17 protein-coding genes and 1 rRNA gene are annotated in these 18,117 nt (G+C 68.2%); 9 read left to right on the forward strand and 9 right to left on the reverse strand.

Annotated features, from left to right (window positions below; translation table 11 throughout):
• The 5 genes from AB0B89_RS26360 to AB0B89_RS26380 all read right to left on the reverse strand — a co-directional run.
• A partial coding sequence (locus AB0B89_RS26360; protein ID WP_358558144.1) for a dipeptide/oligopeptide/nickel ABC transporter ATP-binding protein occupies positions 1-604 on the reverse strand: 604 nt, incomplete at its 3' end.
• Complete coding sequence (locus AB0B89_RS26365) at positions 588-1,625, reverse strand: ABC transporter ATP-binding protein (RefSeq protein WP_358558147.1); 1,038 nt, start codon at positions 1,623-1,625, stop codon at positions 588-590. The genes AB0B89_RS26365 and AB0B89_RS26360, both read right to left, overlap by 17 nt.
• A 15-nt stretch (positions 1,626-1,640) precedes the next feature.
• Positions 1,641-2,561 (reverse strand): ABC transporter permease, encoded by a 921-nt coding sequence (locus AB0B89_RS26370; protein ID WP_358558150.1) that lies wholly within the window; start codon positions 2,559-2,561, stop codon positions 1,641-1,643.
• Entirely contained in the window at positions 2,554-3,495 is a 942-nt protein-coding gene (locus AB0B89_RS26375) for an ABC transporter permease (RefSeq protein WP_358558153.1), read from the reverse strand. The genes AB0B89_RS26370 and AB0B89_RS26375 overlap by 8 nt, the downstream gene beginning before the upstream one ends.
• Before the next feature lie 114 nt (positions 3,496-3,609).
• Positions 3,610-5,250 (reverse strand): ABC transporter substrate-binding protein, encoded by a 1,641-nt coding sequence (locus AB0B89_RS26380; RefSeq protein WP_358558156.1) that lies wholly within the window; start codon positions 5,248-5,250, stop codon positions 3,610-3,612.
• 444 nt (positions 5,251-5,694) lie between these two features.
• On the opposite strand from AB0B89_RS26380, the gene AB0B89_RS26385 reads away from it, so the two are divergent.
• From AB0B89_RS26385 to AB0B89_RS26400, 4 genes are all read left to right on the forward strand, one after another.
• Positions 5,695-6,654 carry an ABC transporter permease gene (locus AB0B89_RS26385; protein WP_358558159.1) on the forward strand — a complete coding sequence of 320 codons (960 nt, stop codon included), beginning with the start codon at positions 5,695-5,697 and terminating at the stop codon, positions 6,652-6,654.
• Entirely contained in the window at positions 6,647-7,477 is an 831-nt protein-coding gene (locus AB0B89_RS26390) for an ABC transporter ATP-binding protein (RefSeq protein ID WP_358558162.1), read from the forward strand. Before AB0B89_RS26385 ends, AB0B89_RS26390 begins: the two co-directional genes overlap by 8 nt.
• 151 nt (positions 7,478-7,628) lie before the next feature.
• A complete protein-coding gene (locus tag AB0B89_RS26395) occupies positions 7,629-8,162 on the forward strand; it encodes a YbhB/YbcL family Raf kinase inhibitor-like protein (RefSeq protein ID WP_358558165.1) in 534 nt (177 codons plus the stop codon).
• Positions 8,163-8,296: 134 nt separating this feature from the next.
• Positions 8,297-8,476, forward strand: coding sequence for a hypothetical protein (locus AB0B89_RS26400; protein ID WP_358558168.1), 180 nt, complete (start codon positions 8,297-8,299; stop codon positions 8,474-8,476).
• Positions 8,477-8,587: 111 nt separating this feature from the next.
• On the opposite strand, the gene AB0B89_RS26405 is transcribed toward AB0B89_RS26400, so the two are convergent.
• Complete coding sequence (locus AB0B89_RS26405; protein ID WP_358558171.1) at positions 8,588-9,916, reverse strand: lysine 2,3-aminomutase; 1,329 nt, start codon at positions 9,914-9,916, stop codon at positions 8,588-8,590.
• 174 nt (positions 9,917-10,090) lie between these two features.
• Between AB0B89_RS26405 and AB0B89_RS26410 the strand changes: the two genes are divergently transcribed.
• The 4 genes from AB0B89_RS26410 (at position 10,091) to AB0B89_RS26425 (ending at position 15,201) form a co-directional block, all read left to right on the forward strand.
• A complete protein-coding gene (locus tag AB0B89_RS26410) occupies positions 10,091-10,714 on the forward strand; it encodes a DUF1707 domain-containing protein (RefSeq protein ID WP_358558174.1) in 624 nt (207 codons plus the stop codon).
• Between the two features lie 55 nt (positions 10,715-10,769).
• Positions 10,770-11,789 carry a phosphate acyltransferase PlsX gene (gene plsX / locus AB0B89_RS26415; RefSeq protein WP_358558177.1) on the forward strand — a complete coding sequence of 340 codons (1,020 nt, stop codon included), beginning with the start codon at positions 10,770-10,772 and terminating at the stop codon, positions 11,787-11,789.
• Positions 11,790-11,877: 88 nt separating this feature from the next.
• On the forward strand, positions 11,878-13,620 hold the full coding sequence (gene argS / locus AB0B89_RS26420) for an arginine--tRNA ligase (protein WP_358558180.1): 1,743 nt from the start codon (positions 11,878-11,880) through the stop codon (positions 13,618-13,620).
• Between the two features lie 186 nt (positions 13,621-13,806).
• Positions 13,807-15,201, forward strand: a complete 1,395-nt coding sequence (locus AB0B89_RS26425; RefSeq protein ID WP_358558183.1) for a hypothetical protein — start codon at positions 13,807-13,809, stop codon at positions 15,199-15,201.
• Here AB0B89_RS26425 and AB0B89_RS26430 read toward each other — a convergent pair.
• On the reverse strand, positions 15,155-16,432 hold the full coding sequence (locus AB0B89_RS26430) for a glycosyltransferase 87 family protein (RefSeq protein WP_358558186.1): 1,278 nt from the start codon (positions 16,430-16,432) through the stop codon (positions 15,155-15,157). The two genes, AB0B89_RS26425 and AB0B89_RS26430, sit on opposite strands and share 47 nt — an antisense overlap.
• 76 nt (positions 16,433-16,508) lie before the next feature.
• Positions 16,509-16,889, reverse strand: coding sequence for a cell division protein SepF (gene sepF / locus AB0B89_RS26435; protein WP_358558189.1), 381 nt, complete (start codon positions 16,887-16,889; stop codon positions 16,509-16,511).
• 165 nt (positions 16,890-17,054) lie between these two features.
• Here sepF and AB0B89_RS26440 point away from each other — a divergent pair, with 165 nt between their 5' ends.
• Positions 17,055-17,849, forward strand: a complete 795-nt coding sequence (locus tag AB0B89_RS26440; protein ID WP_358558192.1) for a PhzF family phenazine biosynthesis protein — start codon at positions 17,055-17,057, stop codon at positions 17,847-17,849.
• A 184-nt stretch (positions 17,850-18,033) separates the two neighbouring features.
• On the opposite strand, the gene rrf is transcribed toward AB0B89_RS26440, so the two are convergent.
• Positions 18,034-18,117, reverse strand: a 5S ribosomal RNA gene (rrf, locus tag AB0B89_RS26445); the annotation flags it as partial.

Raw genomic sequence — 18,117 nt, forward strand, 5'->3', positions numbered from 1 at the left:
CGGCGTTGGTCAGGCGCGCCACCTCGTCCTCTGCGGCGACGACGGCCGACACCTTGCCGGTCGGGGAGGGGCTGGACGCGGGCTTGGTCGGCTTGCCGATGCGCTGCCGCTGACCGCCCGAGAACTGGTGCGGGTAGCGGTTGATGTGCTCGGGGTTGAGGCCGACCACCTCCAGCAGCTCCTGCACCTTCTTGCGCCGGTCGCCCTTGGGCGCCACGTCGGAGTGGATCTCGAACGGTTCGCCGACGATGTCGCCGACCGTCATGCGGGGGTTCAGCGAGGTGTACGGGTCCTGCATGACCATCTGGATGTTGCGGCGCATGCGCTTCAGCTCGGCGCCGTGCGCCTTGGCCATGTCGACGCCGTTGATCTTCACCTCGCCCGAGGTGGGCCGCTCAAGCGCCATCAGCAGCTTGGCCAGCGTGGACTTGCCACAGCCCGACTCGCCCACGACACCGAGCGTCTCGCCGCGGTGCAGGTCGAAGGAGACCCCGTCCACGGCCTTGATCGCACCGATCTGGCGCTTGAGGAGGATGCCCTGGCTCAGCGGAAAGTGCTTGACCAGATCACGAACCTCAAGGATCCGCTCAGCCGACGGTGCCATCGAGGACCTCCCGGTAGTAGTGGCAGGCGCTTCCGCGTGTCCCACTGATCTCGTACAGCGGGGGCACGTCGGTCACGCAGTTGGGTCGGCCGTACGGGCAGCGGGGGTGGAAGGCACAGCCCGAAGGCATGTCGAGCAGGTTGGGCGGCAGACCCTTGATGGCGTAGAGCTCCTGGCCCTTCTGGTCGACCCTGGGGATCGAGTCCAGCAGGCCCTTGGAGTACGGGTGCGCCGGATTCTTGTAGAGATCGTGGACCGGGGCGTGCTCCACGATGCGCCCGCCGTACATGACCGCGATCTTGTCCGCGACGTCGGCGACCACGCCGAGGTCGTGGGTGATCAGGATCAGCCCCATGTTGCTCTCTCGCTGCAACTCGGCGAGCAGCTCCATGATCTGGGCCTGCACGGTCACGTCGAGCGCGGTGGTCGGCTCGTCCGCGATCAGCACCTCGGGGTCGAGCGCGATCGACATCGCGATCATGATGCGCTGGCGCATGCCCCCGGAGAACTGGTGAGGATAGTCGTTCACGCGCGCCTTGGCGGCCGGGATGCGCACCCGGTCCATGAGCTCGACGGCCTTCTTCAAGCCGTCTCGCTTGGACATGCCGCGGTGCACCCGGAACATCTCGCTGATCTGCCAGCCCACGGTGAACACCGGGTTCAGCGCCGACAGAGCGTCCTGGAAGATCATCGCGATGCGCTGCCCGCGGATCTGACTGCGCGCCTGGTCGGAGAGCTTGAGCATGTCCGTACCCCGGAAGCGGATCTCCCCCTTGGGGATCCGGGCGGGCGGCATGTCGAGGATGCCCATGATGGCCTGCGCGGTCACCGACTTGCCCGAACCGGACTCGCCGAGCACCGCGAGGGACTCGCCGGCGTTCACCGTGTAGCTCACGCCGTTCACGGCCCTGACCACACCCTGCCTGGTCGTGAACTCCACGTGCAGGTTGTCCACGGCGAGCAGGGGTTCGTTTCCCAGTTGGTCCGACAGCGGGTGCGTGTCGGCTGACGGGTTGTTCACCTTCGGTGCCCTCTCCTACCGCAGCTTCGGGTCGAGCGCGTCACGAACCGCGTCACCCAGCATGACCACGCTGAGGATGATGAGGCTCAGGAACAGCGCGGGGAACAGCAACGGCAGCGGCGCCTCCAGGAAGCGGTTGCGCGCGTCCGCGATCATCAGGCCCCAGGAGATCTGGGGTGACTGGATGCCCACGCCGAGAAAGGACAGGGCCGCCTCCGCGGCGATGAACGCACCCAGGTTGATCGTGGACACCACGATCACCGGCGCGATCGCGTTGGGCAGGATGTGCCGCATCATGATCCGCCCGGGGCCCGCGCCGAGCGCGCGGGCCGCCATGACGTAGTCCTGGTGCTTGGCCGTGATGACCGACGCCCGCATGATGCGCAGGATCATCGGCCAGGCCAGCAGGGCGAGAGCGAGCACGACGCTGGCGATACCCGCGTTGTCGCGTCCGATCACGGCCAGGATCAGCAGGGCGCCGAGAATGGAGGGGATCGCGAAGAAGATCTCGGCGGCACGCGAGAGGATCACGTCGACCCAGCGCCCGTAGAAGCCCGCGAGCAGGCCGAGCGCGCCGCCGACGATACCGGTCACCACCGCGCTGACGATGCCGACGATGATCGAGACCCGGGCGCCGTGGATCACGCGGGAGTAGACGTCACAGCCGAGGTTGTCCGTGCCGAACCAGTGCTCGCCGGTGATCCCCTTGCGAGCCTGCGCGAGGGAGCAGGTCGACGGGTCCACGCCCACGGTGTCGAACACGCCGGGGAACGCGGAGATGGCCACGAACAGGGTGATCATGGCGGCGCCGATGAGGAACACCGGGTTGCGCCGCAGGTCGTACCACGCGTCCGACCACAGGCTCGCGGGCCTCTTGCCCTTCGCCGGCTTGACGGGCTGCGCCGGTGCGGTAGCCGGGAGAGTGTCGTTACTCATAGCGGATCCTGGGGTCGAGTACGGCGTACAGCAGGTCGACGACGAGGTTCGCCACGATGTAGATCAGGACCAGGACCGTGACGATGCCCACCACCACGGGGTTCTCCCGCAGGTAGACCGACTGGAAGAGCTGCTGGCCGATGCCGGGCAGGTTGAAGATGGTCTCGGTGATCACCGCACCTCCCATCAGCGTGCCGAGGTCCGCTCCCAGGTAGGTCACCAGGGGGATCAGCGAGTTCCGCAGGGCGTGCCGTCCCAGCACCCGTCGCCGCGGCATGCCCTTCGCGATGGCCGTACGGATGTAGTCGGCGCGGAGCGTCTCCATGAGGCTCGTCCGCGTCAGCCGCGTGAGGTAGGCGATCGAGACCATGGCGAGGACGAAGCCCGGCAGGAGGTAGCTGCGCATCCCGTCCTGCACTCCGGCGACGGGGAAGAAGTCGATGCCCGTGCCCAGCTTCAGCTTCACGCCGAGAACCAACTGGAGGACGAAGCCGCTGACCAGGGTGGGGATCGACACCATCAGCAGCGTGATGGCGAGGATGAACTTGTCCTCCCACCTACCCCGGCGCAGCGCCGCCCACAGGCCGAGACCGATGCCGATGATCGCCTCGAAGATGAGGGCGGTGATGGCCAGCTTGAAGGTGACCTGGAACTTGCCCTCGAAGATGGTCGACACGGGAAGCCCACGGAAGGTGGTCCCGAAATTGCCGGTCACGATGTCACGGATGTAGTAGCCGTACCGGACGATGAGCGGCTCGTTGAGGTGGAACTGTTCTCTCATCGCCGCCGCGAAGACAGGGTCTACGCGTTTCTCGCCGGCCAGCGCCTGGAGGGGGTCACCCGGCAGCGCGTAGACGATGGCGAAGATGAGGAAGGTGGTGCCCAGCAGCACAGGGATCGCCTGGAGCAGGCGCCTGACGACGTAGCGGCCCATTCAGTCTCCCGATCATTACAAAGGGCAGCCCGCCGCAACCAACTGGGCTGCCCTCGTGGGGTGGTCGCCCACTCCGGGTGGTTCAGGGTACCGAACCACCCGGAACGGTTGACGTTAGGCCTTCTCTACGTTGAACAGGTCGATCCGCTCGAACGGGTCAATCTTGACGTTCTTCACGTGCTGCGAGTAGGCGCCGTTCGTCTGGTAGAAGTACACCGGAATGTACGGCAGTTCCTTGATGAGAAGGTCATCGGCCTGCTGGTAGGACTTGATGCCCTCGTCCAGCGTCTTGGCCGCGTCACCCGCGGTGATCAGGTCGTCGAACTGCTTGCTCTTGTAGCCCGAGTAGTTCGAGCTGCCGCCGGAGCCGAAGATCGGGCGCAGGAAGTTCTCCGGGGACGGGTAGTCCATGATCCACGCCATACGGAAGCCGCCCTGCCACTTCTTGGCGCCCAGGTCGTCCAGGATGGTGGCGAACTTCTCCACCGGCTTCGGCGTCACCTCGGCACCGAGGTTGGTGCGCAGGTTGTTGGCGATGGCCTCGATCCACTCCTTGTGGCCGCCGTCACCGTTGTAGCCGATCTCGATGGCGCCCATCTTCGGGCCACCGGCCTGCTCGAACAGCGCCTTGGCCTTGGCGGGGTCGTAGGTGCAGGCCTCGCCGCAGGCGCCCTGGCGGTAACCGGAGACGACCGGGCTGATGAAGTCGTCGGCGGGGACGCGGGTGCCGGAGAAGACGGTCTCGGTGATCGTCTTGCGGTCGATCGCCATGGAGATCGCCTTGCGGACGTCCGCGCTCTTGGAGTAGTCGGCACCGTTGTGGATCGGGAAGCCGATGTAGCCGATGCCGGAGGACGGCTGCTCGATGTACCGGTCGCCGAACTCCTGCTTGGCCGTGGAGATGGCCTCGGCGGGCAGCTGGTCCATGATGTCCAGGTTGCCGGCGCGCAGGTCGTTGAACGCGGTGTTCAGGTCGGTGTAGATCTTGAAGTCGACCGCGTCGATCTTGGCCTTGCCCTCCTTGAAGTCCTCGTTGCGGACCAAGGAGATGGTCTGGTCCGTGCCGCGCTTCCACGGCTTGGAGACCTTGAAGGGACCGTTGCCGATCGGGTTGCCGCCGAAGTCGGCCTTCAGCTTGCCCTCGGTCTCGAAGGCGGCCTTGGGAAGCGGGTAGAACGCCGTGTAGCCCAGCATCGTCGGGAAGCCGGAGAAGGGGTTCTTCAGCTCGACGGTGAAGGTCTTGTCGTCGACGACCTTCAGACCACTCAGTGCGGTCGCCGTCGGCGTCTTGCCCTCGCCCGGGTTCAGATCGTCGTAGCCGGTGATGCTGCCGAAGAAGTAGTTGCCCTCCTGGGCGTTGGCACCGTTGGCGGTGAAGTTCCAGGAGTCGACGAAGTTCTGGGCGACAACGGGCTCACCGTTGTGCCACTTGTACCCATCCTTGAGTTTGATCGTCCACGTCGTGGAGTCGGGCGACTCAATGGACTCGGCCACGCGGTTGAAGGGTTTCTTGTCCGCGTCGTAGTCAACGAGACCGACGAACAGCGCGTTCAGCACTTCAGCGCCGCTGGACTCAGTGGTGTTGCCCGGAATCAGGTCGTGCTGGGGTTCAGCGATCTCGACCCGGACCGCCCCGGCGTTTCCGGCGGCGCTCGAGCTGGAGCCGGACGTGTCGCCGCTGCCGCCGCACGCCGCAACCGCCAGCGCGAGCAGCGCGGTCCCGGCGACGATCTGTGCGCCCTTGGTCACACGCATCGTGGATTAATCCTCCCTCTAAGGTGGGCAATGGCACTGAATCGCCCATGTCGCATGCGCTTCCAAGGGATCCGTCCCTGGAATTCGCGGACACGGTCAAATCAGTTGACGCCCTGCCAGTCGACCGTGAGCATCCCTCACTACTTCTCACCAGCGAGTCTCTGGCGCATTGCAGTTCGGTCACACGTGTCCCTGTCGGACGTCACACGCATACCAACTACGCTGTCAACAATGCCTTGATCAGGCATAAAGACCTCACCAAGGTACACACGCACTGGCAGTGGTCGCATCCTGGGGCAGGCCAGGACATAAGCATCCAACCCTCAACGGACCTGCGGCGACGCCATGGGTTGGCCTTGACCGGCTCCCTGTGTTCTCATGATCCAGGGTGGTCAAGCGGCACCGCAGGCATGTCATTCACCCGTATCCAATAGAGTCCATGCCATGAGTCAGCCGGAATCCGCTGTCGCGGACTCCCGGGCGGGCGACCGGGCGAGCGGCTCCTCCCCCAGCGGGAAGGAATCGCTGTCCGCGCTCGCCGAGCGCCACGGGTTGCGACGCGCCATCGCGCGTCCCAGTCTGCCCGCCTACCTGCGTCAATTGTGGGACAGGCGACACTTCGTCTTCACGTACGCCACGTCGCGCAACGTCTCGAAGTACTCCGACTCGGCACTCGGCCAGCTGTGGCAGGTGCTGACGCCGCTCCTGAACGCCGGGGTCTACTTCCTCATGTTCGGCGTGATCATGGGGCAGAAGGCGGACATCACCAACTACACCGCCTTCCTGATAACTGGCGTCTTCGTGTACTCGTACACGCAGCGGTCCATCACCGGCGGCGCCAAGTCGATCTCGGGGAACCTCTCGCTGATCCGGGCGCTCCACTTCCCGAGGGCCGCGCTCCCGCTGGCGTACACCATCCAGGAGTTCCAGCAGCTGGCCATCTCGATGGGCGTGCTGGCCGTCATCGTGCTCGTCACGGGCGAGTCGCTGACCTGGCTGTGGCTGCTCGTCCCGTTCGCCCTGCTGCTTCAGACGATCTTCAACGTCGGCGTGAGCCTGCTCCTGGCGCGTGTCGGGGCCTTCGTCCGCGACATGAACCAACTGCTCCCGTTCATCCTGCGCACCTGGCTCTACACATCGGGTGTCTTCTACAGCATCCCGGCCCGCATGAAGGACGCCCCCGAGTGGGCGCGCTTCCTGCTGGAGTTCAACCCTCCTTCGGTCTTCATCGACCTGATACGGCACCTGATCCTCAGCACCTACCCGCAGGACCTGGCCAAGCATCATTTCCCCCACAGCAGCCTCCCCCAACTGTGGCTATACGCTGGCTTTTGGGCCGCGGTCGCGTTGATCGGCGGCTTCTGGTACTTCTGGCGGGCCGAGGAGAGGTATGGCCGTGGCTGAGCTGACCAAGGAGCTGTCCCAGATGGCCCACCCGAACGATGAGGCGGCGTCCCAGCCCGCGGCGGAGCCGGTGGACGCACCCGGCGCGCCGACGGTCATCGTCGACGGCCTCCACATCGTCTACCGCGTGTACGGCGCGGCCAGCGCGGCCGAGAAGGGCAACGCCGCCAACGCCCTCATGCGCATCATCCGGCGCCAGGGACGGCCGCAGATGAAGGAGGTCCACGCCGTCAAGGGCGTCTCCTTCGTCGCCCGTCACGGCGACGCCATCGGCATCATCGGGCGCAACGGCTCCGGCAAGTCGACGCTGCTGCGGGCCATCGCCGGCCTGCTGCCCCCGCACAAGGGCTCGGTCTACACCGACGGCCAGCCCTCGCTGCTCGGCGTCAACGCCGCGCTCATGAAGGAGCTGACGGGCGAGCGCAACATCGTGCTCGGCTGCTACGCCATGGGCATGACCCCCGCCCAGGTCAGGGAGCGTTACGACGAGATCGTCGAGTTCTCCGGCATCGGCGAGTTCGTGCAGTTCCCGATGTCGACGTACTCCTCCGGCATGGGCGCCCGGCTCCGCTTCGCCATCGCCTCGGCCAAGGTCCACAACGTGCTGCTCATCGACGAGGCGCTCGCCACCGGCGACCGCGACTTCAAGCGCAAGAGCCAGGAGCGCATCCACCAGATGCGCGAGCAGGCCGGCACGGTGTTCCTGGTCGCCCATAACCTCGACGTCATCGAGGAGACCTGCAACCGGGTCATCTGGCTGCACAAGGGGCAGATCAAGATGGACGGCGACCCGGCGACGGTGCTCGCCGCCTACAACTCCTGATCGTCCGCCCGGGGACCGACGGCGCTCACCCGGGCCACCGAATCATCCGCCCGGGGACCGACGGCGCTCACCCGGGCCGCTGATCGTCTGAGCCGCGCGGCACGGGGCAAGATGGGGGCGACCGAAACCGCCCTTCCATCGGAGGTCCACCGTGGCCAAGCAACCGCCGATTCCCTATGACTTCCTCCCCGAGGTCCCCTCGCTGACCGTCGAGAGCGACGACGTGAGCGACGGGGAGCGCATGTCGGACGACCATGTCTTCGACGACTGGGGGATGACGGGGCGCAACCTGTCGCCTCACCTGCGCTGGTCGGGCGCGCCCGAGGGCACCAAGAGCTACGCCGTGACGTGCTTCGACCCCGACGCCCCGACCGGCAGCGGATTCTGGCACTGGGTCCTGTTCGACATCCCCGCCGAGGTGACCGAACTCCCGACCGGGGCCGGCTCGGGCGACATGAAGGGCCTGCCCGAGGGCGCCGTCCACGGCCGTACCGACTACGGCACGCGCGCGTACGGCGGCGCCGCGCCGCCTCCCGGCGCCCCGCACCGCTACCTGTTCGCCGTGCACGCCCTCGGGGTGGAGAGGCTCGGCCTCGACGGCGACACGCCCTCGGCCGTCGTGGGCTTCAACATCACCGGCAACACGCTCGCCCGCGGGTACATCGCCCCGGTCTACGAGACCTGAGCCCGGTCCTGGGGCGGGCTGCCACCCGGCGGGCTAGACCGTACAGAAGTCCGAACACGCGGGGTGAATCTGCTGACACTTCAGACGGCGTTCCACTATGATTCGAACGTAGATTCGATCTGAAGGAAACCGTGATGGAGTGGGGGTGCGGGGTGCGAGAGCTGGCGAACGCGATCGATCACCTGTCCGCCGAGGACCCGTCGGACATTCCACGTGGCCTGCTCGCCGAGCAGCTCATCGAGCTGCACTGGCAGATGGCCCGCCTGCAGGCCCAGATCGCCCGCCGCACCTACGTGCGCGCCCCGGGCGCCTGACACCGAGTTCATCGTCCAACCGATATCCGCCCGTTCCTTCGCCCACCGTTCGAACACCGGCCCGGCCGGCACCCCCCGCCTGGGGGCGCCGGCCGGTCTTCTCCGGCTCGCTCAGCGCGCCACGAGATCGTCCGCGCCCACCGTGGCGGGGTCGAAGGGGAAGCGGTCGGCGAAGGCCGGCCGCAGGTCGCCGATCCAGACCGCCTCCGGGTCGTAGCGCGCGAAGAACGGCCTCCCGACCAGGCTCGGATCCCGGGCCTGTATGAGGTGGAGCACGAAGACCTTCTGGCCCGCCACCTCGGTGACGCCGTCGACGCACACCTTCCCCGGCGTCGACGACATCGAGGGCCCCCGCACCGTGCGGCACAGCCCGGAAACCCGCGCGTAGGCGTCACGGAAGATCTCGTACGCCCGGGCCAGCGGCACCGCGAAGTAGTCCTGCGGGCCCGTGTCGCGCTCGACGAACATGTAGTACGGCACCATGCCCAGCGCGTGCTGGGTGCGCCACATCTCCACCCACGTGTCCGGGTGGTCGTTGATCGACCTGATCAGCGGCGCCTGGGTCCTGATCACCGCGCCCGTGTCCCTGATCGCGCGCACGGCGGTCTGCACGAGCCGCGAGTCCATCTCCCGGGGGTGGGAGAAGTGTGCCATGAAGGCGAGGTTCTTGCCCGACTCCACCACGGCGGAGAACAGGCGCAGCGTCTCCGCCGCGTCCGGGTCGGTCACGAAGCGCCCGGGCCAGTACGCGAGCGACTTGGTACCGATGCGGATCGACTCAAGCTGCTCCAGCGCGAGCAGCGGCTCGACGTACCGCCGCAGCACCGGACCGCTCATGATCATCGGGTCGCCGCCCGTGAACAGCACGCTGGTGACCTGCGGATGCTCCCGCAGATACCGCACGAGGCCCTCGATGTCGTCGGTGGCCATCTTCAGGTCGGGCTCGCCGACGAACTGCGCCCAGCGGAAGCAGTACGTGCAGTACGCGTGACAGGTCTGCCCCTGCTTGGGGAAGAACAGGACGGTCTCCGGGTACTTGTGCTGCATGCCCGGCACCGGTTCGCTTCCGGCCTTCGGAATGTTGAGCTCCATCTGCCCCGCCGGGTGGGGGTTGAGCCTCATCCGCACCGCGTTCGCGGCCACCTGGATCTCACGGGCAGGCGCGTCGGCGCGGAGGAGTCCGGCGATACGGGTCACGTCGGCCTCGGGGAGCATGTTCTCCTGCGGGAACACCAACCGGTATATCGGGTCGTCGGGGATGTCCGACCAGTCGATCAGCTCGTCGACGACGTACGCGTTGGTCCGGAAGGGGAGCACGGACGCCACCGCCCGGATGCGCAGCCGGGTCTCGTAGTCGAACTCGGCTCGCTTCAGAAGATCGTCCAGGTGTTTGGCCGTGTAGGCCCTGAATCCTCGTGTACCGGTGTGTGTAAGGGTCACTCGAGATTTTTCCTCTCTTGTGTGCTCTCCGGTAAACCTGATGCCCCTGTCATGCGTCTGTCACTTTCCTTAACGGACGCGCCAGCGAGTCGGCTCGGTTCCGTACGACCGAAAAGGCTTGGTAAAACCTTTCAGCTATCGCGACATATCTTGAGTTGGGTTAGTCTGGCGTCTGTGAGCTCCCTTACGCCCTTCGAGGCAGGCGAAACAGCCTCGCGCGCAGCGGATACCTCGCAGCGCGCCTCCGACGCCGATCGTGATCGAGTCGCCGCCGTTCTCGGCGAGGGGCTCGCGACCGGCCGCCTCACCAGCGTCGAGCACGCCGACCGGCTTGAGGCGGCCTACACCGCTGTTACCATCGGCGACCTGGTCCCGCTGACCCGCGACCTGGCCGACGTCGCCAGAACGCCCGGGGCGGCGTTCAGCGCGGACCAGCAAGAGGTCGCGGCGGTGTTCAGCAAGGTCATCCGGTCCGGCCGCTGGGTCGCCGGGCGCCACACCGTACTGCGCTCGACCTTCGGAGCGCTGATCATCGACCTCACCGACGCCGTGCTCCCTGGCCGCGAGGTCACCCTGGAGCTCAACTCGTTCTGCGGGAAGCTGATCGTGCGCGTGCCCGGCAACGCGCGGGTGATCGACGAGGGCAAAGCGATCTTCTCCAAGCGCCACGTCTCCGGCGGCGAGCAGGGCGGCGACGCGAGCGGCCCTCTCATCCGCGTAACCGGCACGGCGATGTTCGGCAAGGTCGTGGTCTCGCGCGGCGCCGCCGACTGGCACTGGCCCTGGCGCGCACAGTAGTCCGCCGGGCCACCTACGATGCGGGACACGCACTCATTCCGCACGAGGTGACCGCTTGGATGGCATTCCGCCGATAGCCCTTGACGCCATGGGAGGCGACCACGCCCCTGGCGAGATCGTGGCGGGAGCCGTGCGGGCCGTACGGGAGCACGGGGTGCCCATCGTCCTCGTCGGCGCGCCCCCGGCCATCTCCGAGGCCCTCGCCGAGTTGGACGCGGCCGGGGAGATCCCCATCGTCCGGGCGGAGGAGACCCTCACCATGGACGAGGGCGCCCTCGCCAGCCTGCGCCGTCCACGCTCCAGCATCGCCGTGGCCTGCCATCTCGTACGGCGGGGCGACGCGTCCGCCGTCGTGTCCGCCGGATCCACCGCCGGGGTGGTGGCGACGGGCAAGCTCCGCCTGCGGGCCCAGCCGGGCGTGCTCCGGCCGGCGATCGCCGTCCCCCTGCCGACCAGGCCCCATCCCACGATCCTGCTGGACGCGGGCGCCACCGCCGACGTCAAGCCGGAGATCCTGGTGCAGTTCGCCCACCTGGGAGTGGCCTACGCCGAGACGGCCCTCACGATCGAGCGGCCACGGGTGGGGCTGCTCACCATCGGCGGGGAGGCCGAGAAGGGCAACAAGCTCGCCAAGCGGGCACACGAGCTCCTCTCCGCCTCCCCCGGCCTGAACTTCACGGGCAACGTCGAGGGCCACGATCTGCTGAAGGGCGTCGTGGACGTCATCGTCACCGACGGCTTCACGGGCAACGTGGCCCTCAAGACCATGGAGGGCACCGTCCGCTACGCGTTCACCGAGCTGCGCGAGACGCTGGAGGGCGGCCGTATGGCGCGGTTCGGCGCGCTCTTCCAGCGGGGGCGGCTGCGCGAGCTGCGCGGCCGGCTCGACCCCGAGGCGTACGGCGGCGCGGTCCTGCTCGGCCTGAACGGCACCGTGGTCATCGCCCACGGCTCCTCGACGGCCAAGGGCGTCGCCGCGGCCTGCGTGCTCGCCGCGACACTCGCCCGCCAGGGCACCGTCGGCCACGTCGGCGAGCGCATCGCGACCACGCAGAAGTCGCATCGCCTCTGGTGAGGACCTCCGGTGTCACTTCAGCCCCAGTGTCATGGAGGCGGCCGGATATCCACGTTCGGTGCTGATGATCAGCAGATATCCTTGGAGCATGACCGACCCGCAGCTCGTGCTCACCGAGCGGGTCCAGCAAGCGCTGGGCACCGCGTTCGGTCCGGAGTACGCAGGCGCTGACCCGCTGATCCGGCCCTCCCAGTTCGCCGACTACCAGGCGAACGTGGCATTGAGCCTGGCCAAGCGGCTGCGACGAGCGCCGCGGGAGGTCGCCCAGGCCATCGCCGACGCGCTCGGCTCCGGCGGAACCGGCGACGTCTTCGAAAGCGTCGAGATCAGCGGGCCCGGCTTCCTCAACATCACGCTCAAGGACGACTGGATCGCCGCCCAGGCCCTGGCGACCCTTGAGGACCCCCGCAGCGGGGTCGGGCTGACCACGCCCCCGCAGACGGTCATCGTCGACTACTCCGCGCCCAACGCCGCCAAGGAGATGCACGTCGGGCACCTCCGCACCACCATCGTCGGCGACTCCCTGGTCCGCATGCTGGAGCACCTCGGCAACCGCGCCGTCCGGCAGAACCATCTGGGCGACTGGGGCACTCCGTTCGGCATGCTCATCGAGCACCTGCTCGACATCGGCGAGGCCAACGCGATCGCCCGGCTTGAGGCCGGCGAGGGCAACGACTACTACCAGGAGGCCCGCACCAAGTTCGACGCCGACGCCGCGTTCAAGGAGCGCTCGCGCCGGCGCGTGGCGACCCTCCAGGCCGAGGAGCCCGAGACCATCCGGCTCTGGCACCTGTTCATGGACGCCACGCTCCGCTATTTCAACAAGGTCTACTCCACGCTGGGCGTCACGCTGACCGACAGCGACATCGCCGGCGAGAGCATGTACAACCCCATGCTCGCGGAGACCTGCGCCGACCTTGAGGCCTCCGGGGTCGCCGTGATGAGCGAGGGCGCGCTGTGCGTGTTCCCGCCGGGCTTCAAGGGCAGCGACGACAAGCCGCTGCCCTTGATCATCAGGAAGAGCGACGGCGGGTACGGCTACGCCACCACCGACCTCGCCGCAATCCGCTACCGGGTGCGCGACGTCAAGGCCGACCGCATCCTGTACGTCGTGGGCAACGAGCAGGCGCTCCACTTCCAGATGGTCTTCGCCGCCGCCCGGCAGGCCGGCTGGCTGACCGACGACGTCTCCGCCGAGCACATCCAGATCGGCATGATGCTGGGCTCCGACGGCCGCAGGTTCAGGACCCGCAGCGGCCAGTCGATCAAGCTGACCGACCTGCTCGACGAGGCCATCGAGCGCGCCTCGGCCGCCATCGCCGAGCGGGGGTACGACGAGGCGACCCGCTCCGAGATCGCCCGCACGGTCGGCATAGGCGCCGTGAAGTACGCCGACCTGTCGGTCAGCCACGACAGCGAGTACATCTTCGACTTCGACCGCATGCTGGCGTTCACCGGCAACACCGGGCCCTACATGCAGTACGCCACGGCCAGAATCCGCTCGATCTTCCGCAAGGGCGGCGTCGACCCGGCCGAGGTGACCGGGCCGATCGTCCTCGGCGAGCCGGCCGAGCGCGATCTGGCGCTCCAGCTGCTGGGCTTCGGCACGGTGGTCGAGAACGCCGCGGCCACGGCCGAGCCCCACCGCGTCTGCGCCTACCTCTACGAGACCGCGAGCGCGTTCACCACGTTCTACGAGAAGTGCCCGGTGCTGAAGGACGACGTCGACCCGCGGACGAGGGCCTCGCGTCTCGCGCTGTGCGCGCTGAGCCTGCGCGTGCTGCAGTCCGGTCTGAACCTTCTCGGCGTCCCTGTGCCCGATCGCATGTAGTCATGCCGGTCCGGCCGCGTCCGATCGCGGCCGGGCCAACTTCCTCGCTGTTCCTCGCTCCCGTCGGCGTGCCGCCCTACACTGCCGCGCCCAAAGAACTAACCTGGGCGCGGTCATGGGAGTGTCCGCCGAACCCTCGCCGCCGGGGGCCTTCCTCACGCCTTCGGGGAGCTGTCCGTTTTGAGCATGGATCTGACCGCGAACCCCGACGTCCCCGGGACCGCGGAGCCGACGAAGCCACAGCGCCACGCCGAAGGGCCTCCCGGGCACCCGGCGGAGCCGGCCGACCGCGACGGCGACGTCTCCGAGCTGCGGCGGTACGCCGAGGCCCTGTTCACCCATCTCGCGGCCGACGGCACCGTGCCACCGCCGCCTCCGAACACCCTTGACGTGCCGGGGCACTGGCTCGCCCCCGCCACCGAGGCCCTCGTACTGATCCTCACCGGTGAGGACGCCCTGAAGCCGCTCACCCGCGCGGCCCAGCTCGACGAGGCCGCGACCGCGCTGTTCCTCTGCCTGTCGCTCGCCGTGAGCGGGCACGGCGACCGTGTCCACGCCTCCTGGCTCGGCACCGCGTTCGGCGACCTGTCGACCGAGCGTCCCGTCACGCCCGGTCAGCGCGCCCTCTGGACGGCCGCCGCCCGCGGCGCGTACGGGCCCGCGGGGAAGATCTTCGTACTGCGCAAGCTCGACGCCGCCGCCGTGCCCTCGACCGCGGAGCCCGAGCGCTGGCTGCGTGCCCTCGTCCCGGCCGAGACGTCCGTCGCCGTGTCGCCGGCGCTCAGCGCCCTGCCCGACCTCGCCGAGGTGCCCTCGCTCGCCGAGCCCGTCCAGGCGGCGGCCCGGCTGTCCCGCCTGCTCGAACGGTGCACCGAGATCACCGCCACCCGCCCGTCCGTGATCCCGCGATCCAAGAGCCCCGGCCCGTGGCCGGACGCCGAGCCGCTGACCGTGCTCCGGTCCCTCATCGGATCGGAGGAGCCGGGCCCGATGGGCTCCCTCACGGGGCACCTGCTCGACGACGTCCAGTCGGGCTCAGACCCGCACCTGGCGGCCATCGCCTTCCACGTGGCCGCGCCCGTCGTACGCTCGGCCGCCGGCGAGCTCGCGCAGGCGACCCAGGTGGCGCCACCCACCGAGATCACCGTGCCGATCCTCGGGCACGACGTCACACTCCGGCCCGAGGGACCGGACGCGGCCTCGCTCGCGACGGCCGAGGAGCGCGTCAGAGCCGAGGCCGCGTCGCGCGGATCCGGGCGCTGGCTCGTGTACGGGCCGGCGTTGCTGCCGATCGTGGCACTGGTGCTCGCGTTCACGGTCTCCGAGCTTTTCGCCATCGCCGCGCTGGTCCTCGGAGGGATCGTCGGCTACCTGCTGTGGCGCCTCAACAGCCGCGAGCAGGCGGAGGCGCGGCGCGTCGAGGCCGAGGTGACACAGCTGCGCGAGCAGGCCGAGCAGGCGGTGTGGGCATTACACGACTACGCCCGCGAGGCCGCCCAGCGGTCCGAGACCTCGGCCGCGAACCTCTCGGCGCTCACCCGCCTGCTCCGCCGAGGTCCGGCGGTCGCCGACCAGCGGTGACGACCACCCGCTCGACCTCTTCCCTCTGCCATTCGCCGACCTCGTGCGAGTCGCCCGGAGCGCTCCGATCTCGGAGCGTACGCAGAGCGAGCAGCAGGGCCAGCACGCCGTGCATGAAGAAGACCGTGAACGCGCGCGTCTCGGGCATGGTGAGGCCGGGGATCTCCACGCCCGGGAACTGCGGTGCCAGGGCCACCCAGAACCACGGAGAACGGGCCACCGAGCGTCGGTCGACGGCGGTGGCGGCGAGCGGCAGAAGGATCACCAGCGAGTAGTGCCCGAACGCCGGGGTGAAGACCAGGAAGACCGTCAGCATGATCATGCTGACGGTCTCGACCAGCCTGAGCTCCAGGGACCCGAGGACTTCTCCTGCTCCGAGACCGGCCGGCCCCCTCAGCGGAACGAAACGGTCCAGAGGAACGGTGTCGTCGGGGAGGTGCCAGCGCGTCCAGGCGAGCAGCAGGCCCACGAGCCCGACCACGCTCCTGACCGCCAGAGTGACCTCGCCGCCCGCACCCAGCCGGGGCAGGATCGAGGCCAGCGACGCGTCGTACGGTCTCGCGTACTCGTCCTGCCCGTGGAGCAGGAACGGCAGCGTACTGGACACGAACCTCCCCGGCTCGGGCGTGAAGGGCAGGGAGAGGAGGACGAGGACCAGCGGCACCGCGACCAGCGTGACGAGCGCCCGGCGCCGCCGGGCGAACAGGAAGAGCAGCGCGAGCGGCACGAGCATGGGCTTCAGCGCGATGGACACCCCGGCGACCACCGCGGCGGCGCTCCAGCGGTTCCGCGAGCACAGCAGCAGCGCCGCCGGCAGCGCCACCACCGCGACCACGCTCCAGTTCCCCACGGTGAGCAGGCTGCGATAGCCGAAGAGCAGGGCGGTGGCGGCCATCCCGAGGACTCCCAGGCGGCTCCCCACCCGCACCCCGCAGAGCCCGAGAGCCAGCGACCACCCCGCCAGGGTGAGCACCGCCAGGACGAAGGGGAACACCAGGTGGATCGTCCGATCGTCGAGCCAGGCCTCGGAGAGCGCCGCGACCGCGCTGCTCGGCAGGTAGAGGAAGCGCTCGTCGGCGTAGGGGGAGTGCCCGCTCAGGAGGGCTCTGGCGGCCTTCACGACGTACCCGTTGTCCCGCATCGAGCTGCCCCTGCGGATCGCTCCCGCGGCGGGAAGCATGAGCACCACGGCCGCGGCGATCCGCGCGGGCAGGGACGCCTGGGTCGTCAACCACGAAGCGAGTCCGTGGTCCGGGCGACGACCCTGGCCATCGTCCGAGCCGCCGGCGGAGCCGGGGCCGTGGTGGCTAGGTGGTCGAGATCTCGACGTCGGCAGGGGCCAGCAGGAAGACCTTGTCGGCGATCCGCTCAATGCGTCCCTCGCAGCCATACGTCAGGCCGGCGGCGAAATCGACCATCCGCGTCGCCTCGGCCATGGACATCCCCGCGACGTCCATGATGACCGCCTGGCCCTCCCGGAAGTGCTGTCCCACGGTAAGCGCGTCGGAATACTTCCGCGGGCGGATCATGATGATCCGTGCGGGATCCCCACCCGACCCCCAGCGCCTGGCGGCCCGTTCCGACGCGGGCATGTACTCATCCTCGTACTCGTCGTAGTCGTAGGGCTCGTCGTACTGATCCCCATCGCCCAGGCCAAGGTAGCTCACCACCCTGCGCACTGCCCCCATCGGCTGTCCTTTCCGCGAGAACCGGCCAGTTTCGCCGTGCCCCGACACAAATGACCGTAACTCACGTATCGGCTGGGGCCGCGCGACACGCCCACGTAGTTTTGATTTTGCACGGTTTTCGCTGCCGTTTCGACCGGTTATCTGGGGGTGGATAGGATCGTCGGCATGCGTATCTTCACCGTCGATTCGTTCACGGATCAGGCCTTCAAGGGTAACCCGGCGGCCGTCTGCCTGCTGGACTCTCCGAGATCCGCCGACTGGATGCAGGCGCTGGCCAGCGAGATGCGACACTCCGAGACGGCCTTCGTGGCGGACCAGGGCGAGGGCCGGCCGTACTCCCTGCGGTGGTTCACCCCGGCCGTCGAGGTGGCGCTGTGCGGCCACGCGACGCTCGCCTCCGCGCACGTTCTGTATTCGACGGGCGCCGCCTCCGGCTCGATCGAGTTTTCTACAAAGAGTGGAATTCTGACCACTAATCAACTTGATCACGGCCGTATCTCGATGGATTTCCCGTCATATCTTCCGGAAGAGATTTCCGCTCCGGCGACCCTGGTCAAGGCGCTCGGGGTGTCCCCGGCGTGGGTCGGCATGGGCCGCATGGACGTGCTCGTCGAGCTGGAGTCCGAGAAGGTCGTCCACGACCTGGCCCCCGACATCGACGCCCTGACCGCGCTCGAAGCGCGGGCCGTGTGCGTCACCGCCCGCGCCTCGGATCCCTCAGGGGACGTCGACTACGTCTCACGGTTCTTCGCGCCCAGCGCCGGCGTTCCCGAGGATCCGGTCACCGGCTCCGCCCACTGCATGCTCGGGCCCTACTGGTCGGCGAAGCTCGGCCGCGATTCCCTGGTGGGTGCGCAGCTGTCCCAGCGGGGCGGCATCGTCCACACCACCGTGCGCGGCGAACGCACCGAGATCAGCGGGAATGCCATCACCATCTGGTCCGGAGAGCTGCACGTCTGAATCTGGTCCCTGGAGAACCGCACGTCTGATCTTCCGTTTCCTTCGCTTCGGCAGGTACGTGCCGTCTCCGACGCTTGGGACGGACGTGAAAATGGTCCATCGCTTCGATGCGTACGAGGAAAAGACCCCATAACGCAGGGAAGCCACCCACAATGTGGATGGCTTCCCTACCAATCAAATATTTGTCCGGCGGTGTCCTACTCTCCCACACCGTCCCCGGTGCAGTACCATCGGCGCTGGAAAGCTTAACTTCCGGGTTCGGAATGTA

It is taken from the genome of Sphaerisporangium sp. NPDC049002 (assembly GCF_040649355.1).
Taxonomy (GTDB): domain Bacteria; phylum Actinomycetota; class Actinomycetes; order Streptosporangiales; family Streptosporangiaceae; genus Sphaerisporangium.

Bases quoted from the DNA above. Each gene is read 5' to 3' on its own strand.
- AB0B89_RS26385 (WP_358558159.1), top strand. From the start codon at position 5,695: ATGAGTCAGCCGGAATCCGCTGTCGCGGACTCCCGGGCGGGCGACCGG.
- AB0B89_RS26375 (WP_358558153.1), bottom strand. From the start codon at position 3,495: ATGGGCCGCTACGTCGTCAGGCGCCTGCTCCAGGCGATCCCTGTGCTG.
- argS (WP_358558180.1), top strand. From the start codon at position 11,878: ATGACCGACCCGCAGCTCGTGCTCACCGAGCGGGTCCAGCAAGCGCTG.
- sepF (WP_358558189.1), bottom strand. From the start codon at position 16,889: ATGGGGGCAGTGCGCAGGGTGGTGAGCTACCTTGGCCTGGGCGATGGG.
- AB0B89_RS26400 (WP_358558168.1), top strand. From the start codon at position 8,297: ATGGAGTGGGGGTGCGGGGTGCGAGAGCTGGCGAACGCGATCGATCAC.
- AB0B89_RS26370 (WP_358558150.1), bottom strand. From the start codon at position 2,561: ATGAGTAACGACACTCTCCCGGCTACCGCACCGGCGCAGCCCGTCAAG.
- AB0B89_RS26440 (WP_358558192.1), top strand. From the start codon at position 17,055: ATGCGTATCTTCACCGTCGATTCGTTCACGGATCAGGCCTTCAAGGGT.
- AB0B89_RS26425 (WP_358558183.1), top strand. From the start codon at position 13,807: ATGGATCTGACCGCGAACCCCGACGTCCCCGGGACCGCGGAGCCGACG.
- AB0B89_RS26380 (WP_358558156.1), bottom strand. From the start codon at position 5,250: ATGCGTGTGACCAAGGGCGCACAGATCGTCGCCGGGACCGCGCTGCTC.